Genomic DNA, 18,050 nt, shown 5'->3' with positions numbered 1-18,050 from the left:
GTCGGCGGCTCGTAGGGTCGGCGAACCGCCATTCACTTTGAGAAAGCTATGGCATTGCAGGACCTGATCTGGCTCAACCCGCCGCCGTATCACGCCGTCGACAGCGATACCGTCCGCGTGCGCACCGGCAAGGAAACCGATTTCTGGCGCGAGACGTTCTACGGTTTCTGGCGTGACAATGGCCACTTCCTGCATCGGCTGGTCGACGGCGACTTCACCGCCGAAGTTACCGTCAAAGGCGACTACAAGGTGCTCTATGATCAGGCCGGGCTGATGGTCCGGCTGAGCGAAACGCACTGGATCAAGGCCGGCATCGAATACACCGACGGCCTCGCCTATTTCTCGGTCGTCGTCACCAACGACACATCGGACTGGTCGCTGGTGGCCATCCATGCCGATCCCAATGGCGTCAGCATCCGCCTGACCCGCCACGGCGAGGCAATCCGCGTCCAGTATCTCGATGCTTCTGATAGCCACTGGAAGCCGGTGCGGCTTGCCTATTTTCCGATCTCGAAGACGGTCGATGTCGGCATGATGTGCTGTTCGCCGCAGCGCGAGGGTTTCGAAGTCACGTTCTCCGGGTTTTCGGTCGGCCCGCCGATCTCGAGGGAATTGCACGACTGACGGCTGGCGACATCTGCGGCCGCAGATCTATCTGGAGCCTTCAGGCAAGAACGTCGGCACGCTGCAGCGTCACCATGGAACGTGTAGGATCTCCAGTTTCGGCAAGCCGACCGGCCGGATGCCGAGATCATTGGCGAGCAAGCCAAACGCTTCGGTCTCGATCAGGTCGCGGTAGGGAATTTCGGGGAAGCGCAGGCCGCCGCGATGCAACGCCGCATCGACCAGCAGCATGGTTCCACCGACCGCATCGAGGCCGACAATGTCGAGATGCCTGACATCGCTCAGATGATAGCGATGTGGTGTCGTCGCCGGAGGCTGATGAAGACCGCCGCGGATCTCGCGAAAATACCGGTAGTCCCTGGCCTGGCGCCTAATAATGAAGCTGTTGAGGTCGAAGCTGCCGCGGCCGGCGATCTTCACACAATGGGGCACCGCGATGCGATGTCCGCTGGCAATCAGCCGGTTCAGCACATCGCCGGGAAAGCGCCAGACGTCGATATCGATACACAGCGCCCAGTCGTCGTCCTCGTCCAGCCCATGATCGATCAGGTAATTTCGCACCTTGGCAATCGCGCCGCGCCGGGCGCGCTGCATCCTGGGCCTTGCCCGTTTCGCCCTGTCGAACCTGGTTCCGACCTGTCGCTGCAACAGTACGATGTCGCGATATTTGCCGGCCACTCCAGCTGTCGCCGCCTGAAGGCGCTCCCAGCTGCCGTCCAGGCTGTCGCCTTCGCAGAAAACCAGCTTGATCCTGTCCTTGGGGTAGTTGAGTCCGTCCAGCGCGTCGAGAAAGGGCTGGATCAGATCCGCGGCATCGCGAAGCGGCACCAGAATGGCGATGTTGCGGCCTGTGGGCGGCGGCGCTGACAGAACCGCCTTGTCGACGCTGGCTTTTGCCGCGGCTTTATCCAGATGAGTGCCGCGCGTCAGATGATATTTTAGCCGGTAGGCTTTGTTGCGAAGCTTGGTCAGCCATGTCGGCGGCGGCTCGGGATTCCACCACGTACCGGCCCAGTGGTGGGTGGAAAGTGCTGCCGTCTCGTCGCCTGCCTCAAGCTCGGTATTCCCCGAAGACGTCACGGGCGTGAACAGGCCGGACGGGTGAATGGCGAAAGCCCCCTGATCGATGTAACCGAGCTGAGCGGACGTCAACAGGCAGGGACCTGTCGAGTCGAGCACGTCCTTGGCGCCGACCAGCCCCGGCATCATGGACAGGAGATGCATCCAGAAGGGGTGACGGGGCAGGCTCGCCATTGTCCCATTGAACAAGAGATAGGGCAGACCCCGGAAATCCGCCTGCACGGCCGCATGTGAAGCAGGTTCCTTGCACAGCACGACACGGTTCTCATTCATGATCGGATCGAAAGGTGCGACGCATTCGCAGTCGATGTCGGCATAGACCCCGCCAAAATGATGCAGAAGCATGTAGCGGGCCGCATCCGACCGCTGCACGCCGTTCGTGTAACTGCAGAACATCGGCAGGAAATCAGGGTAATGCCCGGCCACGAATTCGAGCAGCATCCGGTCGCTCCAGAACATCACCGTCCAGTGCGGATTATGCCGCTTCCAGCTGTCGGCATATGCCTGGAAGCGCGCGGGAACGCTGTCGGCCTTCCATGTCTGGTGCAAGATTGGCGGGATCATCGGCGGCTCATGGGGCGGGAGATTGTCATGTGCCTTCATTCTCCAGTTCAAGCCCGGCACGGATGGCATCGCGGATCGCTTGCGGGCCGAACCTTGCCGATACGGCGTGATGCGCGCGCATGCGCTGTCGTGCCCGGCGCTGGGCGTCGTGACACAGCCCGATAGCCACATCGGCAAGCCCTTCGTCGGTGGCCGACAAGAGCACCTCGTCGTTCTCGGCCAGCTCCAGGCCCTCGGCCGCCAGCGGTGTCGCGATCACCGGCACGCCCCAAGCCATCGCCTCCAGGATCTTGATGCGCGTTCCGCCGCCTGCGTTGAGCGGAATGATGCTGAGATGCGCGCCGGACAGAAGCGGCGCCACGCTTTCCGGATTTTCGACCAACTCCACCCCTGGCAATGCGGCCAGCGCCAGCATGGCCGCTTTCGGGCCGCGCCCGGCGAGAATGAGCTTGGCGCCGGGAAAGGCCTGCCGGATGCGGGGCAATATGGCATGGGCCAATCGCCGGGCGGCATCGACGTTCGGTGGATAACCGAGGTGGCCGATGAACAGGATCACCGGGAAGCCGCTGTTGGTCGAGGCCTCGGTGGGCAGCGTCTGCGGAATGTCCTCGACATTGGGAATTCCATTGGGAACGACGTCGATCGGCACCTTGCGCCGGGAGAGGACCGTCAGCCTGTCGCGGTCCTGGTTCGAGCAGACCCAGACCCTGTCGACAATGGCGAGTGCCTTTCTTTCGAGGCGCCTGATGCCCAGAGATGCCGTGATCGCGGCAAGACGCGGTCCGAGCGCCTCAGTGCGCCCTATTTGCTGGGCCAGGTCGGACTCGACATTGTGCATGTCGAGGATGAGCTGCCGCACCAGCGGCCGCAACGGCCGCAGCAGCTTGAACAGGCCGATGCTCTCGACCACCACTGTATCAGGACCAAAGTCTCGGATGATTGCTTCCAGCCGCATCAGGGCAGCACGCGAAATGCGATGCTCGGCCCTGATGCGCCACCACCCGATCGAAGCCGTACGGGCTTCGCCCTCAATCGATAGCGCCTCGGCGCGGATCAACGGATCCGGCAGCTTCGCCGCGCTGGCCCGCGGCAGCACCGAGACCAGGCAGGCCGGTCCGAACCCGGCCGCAATCGCGGCATTGCGATAGTTTCTAAGATCTGCGCCGGAGGTTGGCGGAAAGGCCGGCTCGTGGGACAGGATCAGCACGCGCCGTTCGCTGCTGCGCGCCGTCATGGTATCCGCGCGCGCGCCCATGCGATTCAAGGCGAGCGCCCAGGGCGCTGCGTTGCAGGCTCAATCCCAGATGGCATTCACGAGGCCCCCGAAGCCATGGAAATAAGCTTCGACTTGTTTAGCCGAACGGCGCTTTCGTCAAGCGCTGGATGATCCCTGGACCGTCGGATGTGCCCTGCCTGGCGAAACGGTCACAATTCGTGCCGGCAGAATCCGGATGAAAAGATCATCGCCTGGACCATGCCAGCCAGCGCGCCGCAAGACGCCTGCGTAAGGAGGTGAACCGGGTTCGCCTGTAGGCATCCCCCGCCATCTTGATGCCTTGCGCCTGCGTCGGGAAGGGATGGATGACATCGGCCAAGGCATGCAATCCCATGCCCGACTTGATGGCGAGCGTCACCGCATTGATCATCTCGCCGGCATGGCTGGCGACGACCGTCGCCCCCAGGATGCGGTCGGATCCCTCCCGGACATGGATCTTGACGAACCCCTCCTCCTCGCCGTCCATCACGGCACGGGCGACATCATGCATCAGCACTGTATAGGTCTTGACCGGGATGCCGTTGCGGCGCGCCTCGATCGGATAGAGGCCGACATGGGCGATTTCCGGATCGGTATAGGTGCACCAGGGAACGATGAGCTCGCTGAGCTTTTCGTGCCCGCGAAACAGGGCATTGCGCACGACAATGCGCGCTGTTGCCTCGGCGGTATGGGTGAACTTGTATTCGAGGCACACATCGCCCGCCGCGTAGATGTGCGGATTTGTGGTTCTCAGATGATCGTCCACCTTGATGCCGTTGGCGTCATAGGCCACCCCGGCATTTTCCAGGTCGAGATCGTCGACATTAGGCGAACGGCCGACACCGGTGATGATCTCGTCGACGGAAATCGTCGACGTATCGCCGTCGCGCAGCAGGTCTGCGAGCTTCTTGCCGCGCTCTGTTCGTACCGCCACCACTTCGGTGTTCAGGCGAACCTCGATGCCTTCGCGCGCCAGCGCGTCCGAAAGGATCTGCGCGGCGTCGCGTTCCTCGCCGGGCAGGAACATCGGATCGTTCTGCGCCAGGATGACTTTCGCGCCGAGCAGGCAGAAGGCCTGCGCCGTCTCGCAGCCAAGCGGCCCGCCGCCGATGACCAAGAGCCGTGGCGGGCATTTTGTGAGGTTGAACATGCTCTCATTGTCGAGATAGCCGGCTTCGGCGAGGCCCGGAATCGATGGTCCGCTCGGATGCGCGCCTGTCGCCACCAATGCCTTCTTGAAATGCAGGGTCTTGTCCGCGACCACCACGCAATCCGGTCCGGCAAAGCGCGCTTCGCCGAAATAAAGGTCGATGCCTTCGGCGGCGATGGCCGCGGCCGAATCGGCGCGGCTGATCCGCTGCCGGACCTGCCGCATCCGCATCATGGCCCGCTCGAAGTCGACATGAAGACGCTCCGGCGTGTGACCGCCGAAACTCTCGGCATCGCGCATTTCGGCATAGAGCCTGGCCGTGCGGATAATCGACTTCGACGGGACGCCGCCGACATTTGTGCAGGCACCGCCGATCAGCCAGCGTTCGATCAGCGCGACTTTGGCGCCGAGGCGTGCCGCGTCGCGCGCCGCGGTCAGCCCGGCCGGCCCGGCGCCGATGACGACGAGATTGTAGGGGCCGTCGGGGGTCGGGTTCTTCCAGTGCGGCGGATGCGCGGCCCGGACCAGTTCGACGTCGTTGCGATCGACGGGGAAGGCGGCAGCCTTTGACCGTTTACGCGGCATCGCGGCCCCCTGAAGCGGAGGCTGCCGGCTGCGCCAGCCAGCCGCCGGTGAAGCCCGCTTTGCCCAGGCCCCGGCGGATGTGCGGATTGGAGCGCATCAGCTCCCAGACCAGTCGCGAGCGATGGTTTTCGATCATCATCACCACGATGCCCTGGTCCAGCCCGTAATGGCCCTCCGACACCCAGCCGTTGCGGCCGAATTGTCGCCGGTTGGCCAATGTCGGATTGAAGCCGCTCGGCAGCCTGAAATTGTCGATCACCTCGGGATAGCGGTCACCGAGATGGCGCAAGGCGGCCAGGCAGATATCAGGTGCGAAAGGCAACGACGCCGGATAGGACCATGGCGCGATCGTCCCGTCATCCGGCCCGAAAGGCGCGCCGCGCGCGGCATAGCCGGAAAACCGATGCCTCCTTCGCTCGACGCTGGCGCGGAAGCCGCCCGGCCCGTCGCCGGCCGAAAGCCCCCAAAGGTTCTCGCCATAGCCGTCGAACCCATAGGGGTTGTGGCGGGCATAGTCGCGTTGGAGGTAGGTCGAGCGCCGGCTGTTTTCGAAATAGTCGGAATTCTTCTCGCGCATGAAAGCGTCGCGGATGCCGGCGAAATCGATCCAGGCATGCGAGAACTGATGCATGAACAGCGGCCCGCCATAGAGCACGTCATGGCCGTAGATGTTTTCCCACTGGTAGGTCGCCGTCCAGGCCTCGTAACTGTCGTCGGAGGTCGGACTGTCGGGTGAAGCCATCGACAGCACGTAGAGGATCGTCGCCTCGTTGTAGCCTTCCCAGCCATAGTGCAGGAAACCGCTCTTCGGCTTCCAACCCTGACGCAAGGTGGGAGTGCTGCCTTGCGCCCAGCGCCAGTCGACACGCCGGTAGAGCGTCTCGGCCAGCTGGCGAATTTCGGTTTCCGACGCATCATCGCCAGAGAAATAGGAAGCCGCCACCAGCACACCGGCGATCAGCAGTGCTGTGTCTACCATCGACAGTTCGCAGCGCCAGACCCGCAGGCCAGTCCGCATGTCGAGGAAGTGGTAATAGAAACCCTTGTGGCCGGTGACGTCGTCGCCGCTGCCTTGCGGGCTGGCCGAGAAGAAGCGCAACGCGGCAAGCGTCAGCTTCACCGCCCTCGCACGCGTCATCCAGCCACGCTCGACGCCGATTGGATAGCAGGACAAGGCGAAACCGACGACTGCGATGCTGGCCGGCGAATTCGGCCGCGATGTATCGGCAACCAGGCCGTTGTCGGGGTTCACATTCTCCAGGAAATAGCCGAAGGCGGCGCTCTGGTAGCGGTCCAGAAGATCATCATCGGACAATGCGGCAGGTTCTGTTTTAGGCAAACGATACAAACTCCAGCCTGATGGACGCGACTCCCAGCGGCGGCAGGGTCACATCGAATCCAAGGGTGCGGTCGCGCCAGGCGACCGGTTGTTCCTGCTCCGGCATTGCCGAGGCCGCATGCAATTGCTCGACCATTGCCGGGCTCAGATAATCAGGCTTCCCCATTGTCGCCCATAGCGCCTTGGCGTTGGCATTTCCCGCACCGATCCGCCGGATGATTGCTGCGGTGGGCACGGGCACATTCTTGAGTTCGATATGGACGATCTCATCCGCGATTGGATGCCGCGGCAAGGCGAAATTGGAGATCAGCACGGTCAGCGAATTCCGGTCACGCACGCACCAGCTGTCGACAGTCGGGTGGTTACCTTCCACAGGCAGGATTTCCGCTCCAAGTCCGTGCAGCATTTCAAAGGCACGGTAGGCCGGTTTGGCGATGCCGTGAAGGTTCATCAGGCCAAAACCGCCATGAAACGGCACGGAGGGAAAATAGTTCTCCTCGAAAATATCCGAAAACGTCCAGTAGCTGTAGCCCTGAACCAGCCCCCTTGCTTCCATCACCGTCTTGACGACGAAGGCGGCGGCATAAGGCTCGTCATGCAGGGGATCACGCGGGTTCGAAGACGTGCACCACTCGGTGTAATAGAGCGGACGGTCTCCAGCCTGCTGGCGCGCGGTGCGTGCCTGCTCGCGCAACACGCTTCGCGTGCTTTCCGAAAGCTGGGTTTCGGTGTCATCGCCAGGTTTGCCGAACGCATCGGTTGGGTAGTGGTGCGTGCTGATGAAGTCAGCGGGAAGGCTGTTCTGGCCGCAGTAGGCGATGAACTCGTCGATCCAGGCATTGGCCGCGGTGGCCGGGCCACCGACCTGCAATTGCGTGTCGACGGATTTGATGGCCTTCGCTGTATAAGCATACAGCTTGAAATAGTCGTCCTGCCTGCCGCTGCCGAACGCTTGGAGATTGGGCTCGTTCCAGACCTCGAAGAACCATTGGCGGACCTCCTCCAGGCCGTAGCGGTCAACCCAATGGCCAACGAGTTTGGAGATAAGGGTTGCCCACTGTCCGTAATCCTTCGGCGCACTGACATTGGCGCGGTCGTGGAAGATGATCTGTCCGCTGGACGACAGCATCGTCGGCATGAAGCTCAACTCGACAAAGGGCCGGATACCGATCGACAGCAGGAAATCGAAGATCTGGTCGGCATTGAAGAACGAATAGAGCGGCTGATCGTCCTGGTCGATCAGCGTGCCCATGTCGTCATCAAGCAGGCCGTGAAAGCGGACATGGCGAAAGCCGAGCTCGTCATGCGCGCGGCGCATCTGTGCCTGCCAGTCCGCGCGCAGCGCCAGCGTCGCATGGCCGCTGCCGACCGTATGTTCCCAGAAATGCGGGAAGTCCTCGCCTTTGACGCCGAGATCACAGCGAAAGGTCACGCCCGTGGAACTGTCTGAAGGACTATTGGCCTGTCGTATGCACTGCATTGCCAACCATACGTCGGCCAGGCTGCATTCGTTGCCTGCTCACGCGGATTTGTAGTCGCTGCCTTGCCGTGACAACCCTCTAGGAGACAGCAGAACGGAACGATGTCGACGCTGACCGCCCGCCCGGACTATTCGTGGTTTCCCTCGAGCTGCTGGCGCAGGGCTTCGACCATCGCCGCAAGCGCCGGTCCGATTTCGGCATGCGCGCGCTGCTCGGTGATGATCTCGCCAATGCCGCCACAGGTGATGGCGACAAGCGGCGAGCCGTCGCGCGGGCGGAACGGCACGCCGACCGCGTGGATATAGCTGTGCCAGGCGCCGAACGACGTCACATAGCCACGCTGTGCGTATTGCGTGACCGCATCCTCGACAGCGGCAATGATCATCGCTGCCTTGTCGGGTTCCGCTTCCTGCAGCCTTTGCACAAGACTCGTGCGCTCCTCCTGTGAAAGTCCCGCCGCATAGGCCAGCCCCATCGACGTCTTCCAGATCGGCAAATAGGAGCCTGGATTGAGCCGCAGCGTGACCAGGCTCTCCGACCGGCAATTGGCGAGATAGACCATGTTGAGGCTGTCGCGCGTGCCGATCGCCACCGCCGCCCCGGTCAGGTCGGCCAGCGGCTGCATCAGCGGCCGGGCGATGTGGACGACGGCGCTGGAACTGAGCGCGGAATAACCGAGTGCCACGGTCGCAGGCCCCAGGCTGTAGCGGCCGAGATCCTTGTCGTAGAGGAGGTAACCGAGCGCGCTCAGCGTATAGGTGATGCGTGAAACGGTGGCCTTGGGCAGGCCGGTGCGCGCGATGATGTCCTGGTTGCCGAGCGAGACGTCACCCGGCCGGAAGGCGCGCAGGATGCCGAGCCCCCGCACCAGCGAGGATGAAAGCTGTGCGCCTTCGCCGTCAAGTTCCGTCTCGTCCCTTGTCGCTCGCTTGCGCACGCTGGCGGTCTTTCTGGCGGAGTATCCACCTGTCGGGCCGGTCTCGCCGGCGCGGTACAGTCAAAAATGAAATTAAATTCCATTTATATTGACAGCGGCTTTTGCAGCCTGTCAATATGTCCCCTCGATGGCATCTTCCAGCGCCTTGTGCCATCTTACGAAGCCCGTCCTTGTGAAGGTAGCCACGTGTCCCGCTATATTTTGCGCCGGCTTATCGCCATGCCGTTCCTAGTGCTCGGCATCGTCACCATCGCTTTCCTGATCACCACGGTGACCAAGGGCGATCCGCTGACCGCGATCGTTGCCGAGCAGCAAATGAGCAATCCCGAAGTGGTCGCCGCCGCAAAGGCCCGCTGGGGTCTCGATCGTCCTCTGCCGGAACGCTATATGATATATCTCGGCAATCTGCTGAGCGGCGACCTCGGTACGTCGTTCATCACCAAGCGCAATGTCGGCACCGACATCCTCTATCGCTTGCCGGCAACGCTCGAATTGGTTTTCGCGGCGATGATCTTCGGCACCACGCTCGGCATCGTGCTTGGCGTGCTGGCCGCCTATTTCCGTAACAGCCTGATCGATCACGGCGCGCGGCTGTTCGCCCTGTTTGGCTCGTCGCTGCCGGTTTTCTGGTCGGGGCTCGGCCTGCTGTTCATCTTCTCGGTCATGCTGCACTGGCTTCCGGGGCCGGGCAGGGTCGATGCCCGTCTGGCATTGCCACCCGGTATCACCGGCTTCCTCACCATCGATTCGCTGTTGGCCGGCAACCTCACCGTCTTCAAGGACGCGTTGTGGCATCTGCTGCTGCCGGCCTTCGTGCTTGGCTGGACGGTCTCGGGAACCATATCGCGGCTGGTGCGCGCCAACATGCTTGATGTGATGAGCCGCGAATTCGTGCTCACCGCGCGTGCCAAGGGCGCGAGCGAGTTCCGCGTCGTCATCGTGCATGCGCTGCGCAACACCATGGTGCCGACCTTGACTGTCATCGGCTATTCCTTCGCCTACCTGATCACCGGCGCGGTGCTGACCGAGACTATTTTTTCGTGGCCGGGCATGGGCTCCTACGCGGTCGAGGCGGCGCGCGCGCTCGATTTCCCGGCGATCATCGGCGTCACCATCGTCGGCGGCCTGGCCTTCCTGGTCACCAACCTGATCACCGACATCCTCTATGTCGTGGCCAACCCGCGCGTGAGGTTGAGCTGATGTCGGCTATCGTCACGAAATCCCGTTCCGCCGCCATCCCCGAATGGCTGACCGCGCCACTTGTCATAGGCACGGTCGTCATCCTGTTCTGGCTGTTCATGACCGTGTTCGCCAATCTGGTCGTGCAGTTCGATCCGCTCGAAATGGTCGCTCGTCGCCTGCAGCCGCCAAGCTGGGCGCATTGGCTGGGCACCGATGCTCTCGGCCGCGACGTCTTGAGCCGCACCTTGCACGGTGCAGCGCATTCGCTGCCGATCGCCGTTCTGGTCGTCGTCTCCGCCGTCGTCATCGGCTCGCTGCTCGGCGCCATCTCCGGCTTTGTCGGCGGCTTGACAGGTGCATCGATCATGCGGCTGGTCGACATCACGCTCTCCTTCCCACCGATGCTGCTCGCCATGGCTGTCGCCGCTTCGCTCGGGCCGGGCCTCGGCAACGCCGCCATTGCCATGGTGCTGGTCTGGTGGCCGGTCTACGCCCGCCTGATGCGCGCGCAGGTGCTGGAGGTGAAGGAGCGCGAACATGTCGAAGCGGCGATCGCCGCTGGCGCAAGACCACGCCGCGTCCTGTTCACGCACATATTGCCGCTCTGCTGGACCCCGGTGCTGATCAGCGCCACCATGGATCTCGGACAGGTCGTGCTGCTGGCCGCATCGCTGAGCTTCATCGGCCTCGGCGCCACGCCGCCGACGCCCGAATGGGGCTCGATGATCTCCGACGGCGCCGTGCATTTCTATCAGTGGTGGATCGCCTTCGGTCCCGGCGTCGCCATCCTCACCATCGTGCTCGGCTTCAACTTCATCGGCGACGGCCTGCGCGACATTCTCGATCCAAGGTCGGACTGAACCATGAGCGCAAAGGTAGTTTCCATGCGCACCGGGGCAGCCGACAAGGCAGCTGAACGCGAACCGCTGCTGTCCATACGCGGCCTGCGGGTCGGGTTCCGCAAGGCCGGCAGCCAGTTCGAGGCGGTGCGTGGCATCGACCTCGACGTCGCCAAGGGCGAGGTGGTCGGCATCGTCGGTGAATCCGGATCGGGCAAGTCGGTCGGCATGCTTGCCGCTCTCGGCCTGACCTCGAAGAATGCGGTTGTCACTGGCTCGGTGCGGTTCAAGGGCGAGGAACTGGTCGGCAAGCCGGCGCGCGAAATGCGCAAGATCAGGGGCGCGCGCATCGCCATGATCTTTCAGGATCCGCTGTCCTCACTGAACCCGGTAATGACCGTCGGCGCCCAGATTGCCGAAGCTGTCCGGCTGCATCAGCGCGTCACCCGCAAGCAGGCCATGGCGCGCGCGGTCGAACTGCTCAACCTGGTGGCGATCCCGCAGCCGGAACGCCGGGCCAGCCAGTACCCGCACGAATTCTCCGGCGGCATGCGCCAGCGCGCGGTGATCGCCATGGCTGTCGCCAACGATCCCGATTTGTTGATCGCCGACGAGCCGACCACGGCGCTCGACGTGACGGTGCAGGCGCAGATCCTCAGCGTGCTGCGCTCGCTGCAGGAGCGGCTCGGCCTCGGGCTGGTGCTGATCACCCATGATCTCGGTGTCGTCGCCGGCCATGCCGACCGCGTCGCGGTCGTCTATTCCGGCCGTGTGGTCGAGCAGGCTGATGTGTCGCAACTGTTCGCCGATCCGCGCCATCCCTATACGCGCGGCCTCATCGCTTCGATCCCCAATCTCGAGGAAAGCCGCGAGCGGCTGTTCTCGATCGACGGCTCGCCGCCGGCGCTCGGCCGCTTGCCGGGCGGCTGCGCCTTCCATCCGCGCTGCATCCATGCCGAGGCGCGCTGCCGGACCGAAGACCCGCCGCTGCACGATATCGGTGGCCGGTTCTCGGCCTGCCATTTCGCGACGACCTTGCCGCCCTTCCACAGTGCTGCGCTGGCAGCGGCAAGCCTTGAGACTGGAAGCCTGATCCCATGAGCGCAGCGGAGCAAACTCAAGCCGAAACCAGGCCGGAAGCGGCACTGTCGGTGCGTCATCTGGTCAAGGATTTCCCGGTTCGCGGCGGCCTGGTCTTCGACCGCGCGGTCGCCCACGTGCGCGCCGTTGCCGATGTGTCCTTCGACGTGGCACCCGGCGAAACATTGGGCTTGGTGGGCGAATCCGGTTGCGGCAAGTCGACCCTCGGACGCTGCCTGATGCGGCTGATCGAGCCGACCAGCGGCGAAAGCTGGTTCCGCGGCCAGAACCTTCTGGCGCTGAACCACGAGGACATGCGCCTGATGCGGCGCTATATCCAGCTCGTCTTCCAGGACCCCTACGGGTCGCTGCATCCGCGCATGCGCATCGCCGACAACATCGCCGAGCCGCTGCGCATGAGCGACATGTCGAAGGCGGACCGTCGCACGCGCGTCGCCGAGCTGCTCGAACTGGTGCGGCTCAATCCCGAGCATGGCAAGCGCTACCCGCACGAGCTGTCCGGCGGCCAGCGCCAACGGGTCGTCATCGCCCGGGCGCTGGCGCTCAACCCGCAAGTGGTGATCCTCGACGAGCCGGTCTCGGCGCTCGACGTCTCGGTGCAGGCCGGCGTGCTGAACCTGCTCAAGGACATCCAGCAGTCCTTCGGCACCTCCTACTTGTTCATCGCCCATGATCTGTCGGTCGTGCGCCACATCTCGCATCAGGTCGCGGTGATGTATCTCGGCAAGATCGTCGAGATCGCGCCGGCGGCGGAGCTCTATTCCAAGGCGTTGCATCCTTACACGCAGGCGCTGCTGTCGGCGGTGCCGCTCGCCAATCCCGAGAAGGAGCGCAGGCGCGAGCGGATCGTGCTGACCGGCGACGTGCCGAGCCCGCTCAACCCGCCGTCGGGCTGCCGCTTCCGCACGCGCTGCTTCAAGGCGCAGGCCATTTGTGCCTCGGTCGAGCCGCCGCTCGATCCGGCCGGCGGCACGCATCGGGTCGCCTGTCATTTCCCGGAACCCGTCAACACCTTCAGGACCGTATGACAGGCTTGCCGAATTCATCACCGCGAAGGAATTTTGATCGTGACTGAGGACCATTCCGAAAGTGCCGGTACGGCGGGACCCGCGCGCTTGCCGCTTGAAGGCATCAAGGTTCTCGATCTGTCGCGGGTGCTCGCCGGTCCATGGGCAACGATGAGCCTGGCTGATCTCGGTGCCGAGGTCTGGAAGATCGAGAACATCGATGGCGGCGACGACACCCGCGCATGGTCGGTGCCGAGCTACAAGGGTGTCTCGACCTATTATCTCTGCGCCAATCGCGGCAAGCAGAGCATCGCGCTCGACATGAAGAGCCCGCAGGGCCTGGCGATCGTGCGCGAACTCGCAGCCAAGGCCGACGTTGTCGTCGAGAATTTCCGCTCCGGCACCGCCGACCGCCTCGGCGTCGGTTACAAGGAACTCAGTGCGTCCAATCCCGGGCTGATCTACTGCTCGATCTCCGGCTACGGCCAGACAGGGCCCGATGCCAACCGGCCCGGCTATGACTTCGTCATGCAGGCCGAGAGCGGCCTGATGGCCATCACCGGCGAGAGCGATGGCGAGCCGATGCGTGTCGGCGTCGCCATCACCGATGTGGTCTGCGGCATGGTCGCAACGCAGTCGATCCTGGCCGCGCTTTTCGAACGCGCGACAACCGGCAAGGGCCAGTTCCTCGACCTGTCGCTCATCGACTGTGCGCTCAGCCTGCTGATCAATGTCGGCAGCGGCTATCTCAACACCGGCCGCGAGGTTGCCCGCTACGGCAATGCGCATCCGACTGTCGTTCCCTACCAGATATTCGAAGCCTCGGATGGCGGCTTCGCGCTGGCCGTTGGCAATGACCGCCAGTTCGCGGCGCTGTGCGAGCAGGTGGTTGATCTGCCGCATCTGGCGAGGGATTCACGCTTCATCAAGGCAGGCGCGCGCGCAATCAACCGTGAGGCGCTGATCCCCGAACTGGTGGGAGCCTTCAGGGCCAAACCGCGAGCCCACTGGATGGCGGCCTGTGCGGCGGCCAGCGTGCCGGCCGGGACGGTGAAATCGATACCAGAAGTCTTCGACAGCCCGAATGTGCGCGAGCGCGGCCTGATCCAGACTTTGCCGCATCCGCATCTCGGTTCCGTCGCCATGGTGCGCCCGGCGCAGGGGCTGGCCGCTCAGCTGACCGCCAACTTCACGGCACCGCCCATGCTTGGACAGGACACAGCTTCTGTCTTGACTGACGTCCTCGGCTACAGCCCCGAGACCATCGACCAACTGATCGGCACCGGCGCCGTAGGTGTTTACGCGCCTGCCGCCGAGCCTGTTTCCGCCTGACCTTCACGGAGCCTGCAATGTATCCCGACGTTCACCTGCATATTGACGGTTCGTGGCGACCCGCGCGCGGCGGCCGCACCATGCCGATTGTCAATCCTGCGACCGAAGCTGAACTCGGCGCGCTCGCCCATGCCGGCATCGACGACCTCGACGAGGCACTGGCTGCCGCCGCGAAGGGCTTCGAGGCCTGGCGGCGCGTCTCGCCCTTCGAACGCTCCAAGCTGATGCGCAAGGCGGCTAGCATCCTGCGCGAGCGCAACGAGCATATCGCCACGCTGATGACGCTGGAACAGGGCAAGCCGATCGCTGAATCGCGCATGGAGGCTTTTGCCGCAGCCGACATCATCGACTGGTTCGCCGAGGAAGCGCGCCGCAGCTATGGCCGCATCGTGCCGGCGCGCCTCGAGGGCGTCAGCCAGTCTGTGGTGAAGGAGCCCGTCGGCCCGGTCGCCGCCTTCACGCCATGGAATTTCCCGCTCAACCAGGCGGTGCGCAAACTGTCCGCGGCGCTTGCCGCTGGCTGCTCGATCATCATCAAGGGGCCGGAGGAAACACCGGCTTCACCAGCCGAACTGGTGCGCGCCTTCATCGATGCCGGACTGCCCAATGGCGTCTTGAACCTCGTCTACGGCACGCCGTCGGAAATCTCGGCCTATCTCATTCCGCATCCGATCATCCGCAAGATCTCCTTCACCGGCTCGACGCCGGTCGGCAAGCAACTGGCGTCGCTGACCGGCCTGCACATGAAGCGGGCGACGATGGAACTTGGCGGCCATGCGCCGGTCATCGTCCTGCCCGATGCCGACCTCGACCGCGCCGCACGTTCGATGGTGGCGTCGAAATTCCGCAATGCCGGCCAGATCTGCGTCGCGCCGACACGCTTCCTCGTTGATCATGCTGTCTATGATGACTTCGTCGGCCGCTTCGCCGAGGCGACAAGCCGGATCAAGGTCGGTGATGGCCTTGCCGAAGGCACTACCATGGGTCCGCTCGCCAACCCGCGCCGCGTCCAGGCGATGGAGGAGCTGGTCCACGACGCCGTGCAGAAAGGCGCCGAACTCATCGCTGGCGGCAAGCGTATCGGCAATTCCGGCTATTTCTTCGAGCCGACCATCCTGTCGAATGTCGGCAGCGATGCCCGTGCCATGAACGAGGAGCCATTCGGCCCGCTGGCATTGATGACGCCGGTCAGCGGGCTGGACGAAGCCCTCGCCGAAGCCAACCGGCTGAACTACGGCCTTGCCGCCTATGGCTTCACCCGCTCGGCGGCGAGTGCCGCGAAAATGTCGTCGGGCATCGCCAGCGGCATGGTGTCGATCAACCATTATGGCCTGGCGCTGCCGGAGGTGCCGTTCGGCGGCATCAACGATTCCGGCAATGGCACTGAGGGGGGTGCCGACGCGCTGGAGAGCTATCTCAACTCGAAGTTCGTCTCGCATCTGCAGGTCGACTGACGCGCGGCCAGTTATTCTGCGGGCCGCCACTATTTTTGCTGACCGTAGGTCTTGTAGCGCCCGCGAATGGCGGCGAGTTCACTCTCACCGATCAGCACCGGCGTGCCGGCGCTGCGCGCCAGGAGATATTGCCGCGCCAGGGTTTCGAGCTTGATGGTGCGGATGAGCGCCGTGTCTAGATCGCCGCCGAAGGCAATCATGCCGTGGTTGGCGAGCAGGCAGGCGGTACGGTCCTTGAGCGCCACCACCGCCACCTTGGCCAGTTCGCTCGACGCGAACAGCGCATAGTCCGAGCAGCGCACATCGTCACCGCCGAAGCCCGCGATCATGTAGTGGAACAGCGGCAATCCTTCGCGCAGGCACGACAGCGCCACGCAGTGGTCGGGATGGGCATGCACCACGGCGCCGGCCTCCGGAAAGGCCTTGTAGATTTCGGCATGCATTTCCCATTCGCTCGACGGCTTGAAAGCGCCGTCCCAGGCTCCATCGAGTTGCATCGCCACCATCTGTTCCGGCCGCAGAGCGCTCGTGGCTATTCCCGTCGGCGTGATCAGCATGCCCTCCGCCGTGCGCACACTGATATTGCCTGTCGTGCCGACATTCATGCCGCTGGCGTCCAGGGTCTCGGTCGCGGTGATCAGACTGGCGCGTGCGGTCTCGGTATCCATTACGATGCTTTTCCTCTGGAAGCCCTTGTCGGGGGCCATGTGTCGATTGACGGCGCGATGGTGGTTGCCCGCGTCATGTCCTGCAGCACGTCGACGAAGATATCGGGGCCGCCGAGCTTTCCCGATTTGAGCATCAGCGCCAGCGGGTCATCGGGCAGGCCGGGCAGGTCGGCAATAGCGCGCGACAGGCCGGGGCCTTCATAGGCGCCCATGGCGATCCCTGTGATGCCGAGCGCCTTGACCACCGAGCCAGCGGTCTCGCCGCCGGCGACAACAAGCCGCCGCACGCCGAAATCGCGAACCAGTATCTCTGCAATTCCGGCCAATATCTCTTCCGCCCGTGCCGCCACCACGTCGCGGCCATGCGCCTGCTGAAGCGCCTCGACCGTCGCCTGCGGCGCGGTCGTGGCGATCGCGATCATCGCGTGCGGCAAATGCTGCTCGGCAAAGGCCCGTGCTTGCGCCATGACATCGGCACCAGCGAAGGCACTGGTGAGGTCGATGGTCAACAGCGGATTGTTTTGCGCGAAGCGGTCGAGCTGTTCGATGGTGCGGTCGGCGACGCTGCCGGCCAGCACCGCTGCCGGACCGCTCACAGCCGGCAGGCTGGCGGCAACGAGATCATCTGACTTCACCAGCCCATGCGCCAGCCAAGCCGGCGGCAGGTGCGCCACGACGGAGGAGTTGCCGGTCATCAGCGGTAGGTCGAAGGCGGCTTCCGCGATCGCCGCCAGATCGCGTTCGCGGATCGTGTCGGTGACCAGCAGCGTCTCGCCGCGCGCGCTTTTCTCCCGTACGGCGTCGCGGATGGCTTCCGGGCCGGCATCGATGGTGAGCCAGGGCACCAGCCCGGCCTTGCCCTTGCTCTGCGCTTGCAGCACGCGAACCAGGTTGGAATCGGTCATCGGTGTCAGTGGATCGAAGCGCTTGGGCGATTCGGCCAGCAACTGCGAGCCGCCGAACATATGCCCCTGGTAGACGGTGCGGCCGGTCTCGCAGAGCGCCGGTGTGAACAGCGTCACGCCGCCGCCAAGCCGCTCAAGCAACGCTTCCGCGCAAGGACCGATATTGCCGGCCGGTGTCGAATCGAAGGTGGCGCAATATTTGAAGAAGATCTGCCGCGCGCCCGCTTCGACCAACCGGTCGGCAGCCTCGAGCACTCGGCGCACTGCATCGTCGGCAGCGATGACGCGGGTCTTGAGCAGGATCACATGGGCGAGATTGCCTGAGGGGATCGGCGCCTCCAGCCCGACCGTGCACCCCGTCGGGATGCCACGCGCGACCAGCATCGACGCCAGTTCGGTGCCGCCGGTCAGATCGTCGGCGATGGCGCCAAACAGAAGGGAAGGCGTCGATGCGGTCATACGCTTCGTGTCATTTTTGCGTGTCTCATGTCGATGGTCAGGCCGTTCGTGATATCATATACACAGCCCGCTCGACTCAGGCGACGCC

At 63.9% G+C, this 18,050-nt stretch carries 15 protein-coding genes; 7 read left to right on the top strand and 8 right to left on the bottom strand.

Annotated features, from left to right (window positions below; all coding sequences use genetic code 11):
* The first annotated feature begins 48 nt into the window (after positions 1-48).
* Complete coding sequence (locus tag ACZYHG_RS03705; protein ID WP_464612593.1) at positions 49-624, top strand: DUF1349 domain-containing protein; 576 nt, start codon at positions 49-51, stop codon at positions 622-624.
* Positions 625-693: 69 nt separating this feature from the next.
* On the opposite strand, the gene ACZYHG_RS03700 is transcribed toward ACZYHG_RS03705, so the two are convergent.
* From ACZYHG_RS03700 to ACZYHG_RS03675, 6 genes are all read right to left on the bottom strand, one after another.
* The gene (locus ACZYHG_RS03700; protein WP_464612592.1) at positions 694-2,268 is read right to left on the bottom strand and encodes a glycosyltransferase; all 1,575 of its coding nucleotides are present in this window, start codon (positions 2,266-2,268) and stop codon (positions 694-696) included.
* Positions 2,269-2,293: 25 nt separating this feature from the next.
* Complete coding sequence (locus ACZYHG_RS03695) at positions 2,294-3,502, bottom strand: glycosyltransferase (RefSeq protein ID WP_464612591.1); 1,209 nt, start codon at positions 3,500-3,502, stop codon at positions 2,294-2,296.
* A gap of 226 nt (positions 3,503-3,728) precedes the next feature.
* Positions 3,729-5,258, bottom strand: a complete 1,530-nt coding sequence (locus tag ACZYHG_RS03690) for a mercuric reductase (RefSeq protein WP_464612590.1) — start codon at positions 5,256-5,258, stop codon at positions 3,729-3,731.
* Entirely contained in the window at positions 5,248-6,597 is a 1,350-nt protein-coding gene (locus tag ACZYHG_RS03685) for a glucoamylase family protein (protein ID WP_464612589.1), read from the bottom strand. Before ACZYHG_RS03685 ends, ACZYHG_RS03690 begins: the two co-directional genes overlap by 11 nt.
* Positions 6,590-8,029 carry a GH39 family glycosyl hydrolase gene (locus ACZYHG_RS03680; protein ID WP_464612588.1) on the bottom strand — a complete coding sequence of 480 codons (1,440 nt, stop codon included), beginning with the start codon at positions 8,027-8,029 and terminating at the stop codon, positions 6,590-6,592. The genes ACZYHG_RS03685 and ACZYHG_RS03680 overlap by 8 nt, the downstream gene beginning before the upstream one ends.
* A gap of 176 nt (positions 8,030-8,205) precedes the next feature.
* Positions 8,206-9,015 carry an IclR family transcriptional regulator gene (locus ACZYHG_RS03675; protein WP_464612587.1) on the bottom strand — a complete coding sequence of 270 codons (810 nt, stop codon included), beginning with the start codon at positions 9,013-9,015 and terminating at the stop codon, positions 8,206-8,208.
* 186 nt (positions 9,016-9,201) lie between these two features.
* On the opposite strand from ACZYHG_RS03675, the gene ACZYHG_RS03670 reads away from it, so the two are divergent.
* Genes ACZYHG_RS03670 through ACZYHG_RS03645 form a run of 6 tightly spaced genes read left to right on the top strand, consistent with a single transcriptional unit; the run spans position 9,202 to position 15,930 of the window.
* Positions 9,202-10,215, top strand: coding sequence for an ABC transporter permease (locus ACZYHG_RS03670; RefSeq protein WP_464612586.1), 1,014 nt, complete (start codon positions 9,202-9,204; stop codon positions 10,213-10,215).
* Positions 10,215-11,057 (top strand): ABC transporter permease, encoded by an 843-nt coding sequence (locus ACZYHG_RS03665; protein WP_464612585.1) that lies wholly within the window; start codon positions 10,215-10,217, stop codon positions 11,055-11,057. Before ACZYHG_RS03670 ends, ACZYHG_RS03665 begins: the two co-directional genes overlap by 1 nt.
* Before the next feature lie 24 nt (positions 11,058-11,081).
* The gene (locus ACZYHG_RS03660; RefSeq protein WP_464614608.1) at positions 11,082-12,137 is read left to right on the top strand and encodes an ABC transporter ATP-binding protein; all 1,056 of its coding nucleotides are present in this window, start codon (positions 11,082-11,084) and stop codon (positions 12,135-12,137) included.
* Positions 12,134-13,165, top strand: coding sequence for an ABC transporter ATP-binding protein (locus ACZYHG_RS03655; protein WP_464612584.1), 1,032 nt, complete (start codon positions 12,134-12,136; stop codon positions 13,163-13,165). The genes ACZYHG_RS03660 and ACZYHG_RS03655 overlap by 4 nt, the downstream gene beginning before the upstream one ends.
* Before the next feature lie 39 nt (positions 13,166-13,204).
* Positions 13,205-14,476: a CaiB/BaiF CoA transferase family protein gene (locus tag ACZYHG_RS03650; RefSeq protein WP_464612583.1), complete on the top strand. Its 1,272-nt coding sequence runs from the start codon at positions 13,205-13,207 to the stop codon at positions 14,474-14,476.
* Positions 14,477-14,493: 17 nt separating this feature from the next.
* On the top strand, positions 14,494-15,930 hold the full coding sequence (locus ACZYHG_RS03645; protein WP_464612582.1) for an NAD-dependent succinate-semialdehyde dehydrogenase: 1,437 nt from the start codon (positions 14,494-14,496) through the stop codon (positions 15,928-15,930).
* Positions 15,931-15,959: 29 nt separating this feature from the next.
* Here ACZYHG_RS03645 and ACZYHG_RS03640 read toward each other — a convergent pair whose 3' ends face one another.
* Positions 15,960-16,598, bottom strand: coding sequence for a class II aldolase/adducin family protein (locus ACZYHG_RS03640; RefSeq protein ID WP_464612581.1), 639 nt, complete (start codon positions 16,596-16,598; stop codon positions 15,960-15,962).
* A complete protein-coding gene (gene otnK, locus ACZYHG_RS03635; protein ID WP_464612580.1) occupies positions 16,598-17,962 on the bottom strand; it encodes a 3-oxo-tetronate kinase in 1,365 nt (454 codons plus the stop codon). The genes ACZYHG_RS03640 and otnK overlap by 1 nt, the downstream gene beginning before the upstream one ends.
* Positions 17,963-18,050: the final 88 nt, after the last annotated feature.

The sequence above is a fragment of the Mesorhizobium subarcticum genome (assembly GCF_055456085.1).
The sequence above is the reverse complement of the archived record's forward strand: the minus strand, read 5'-3'. Positions and strand labels throughout refer to the sequence as shown.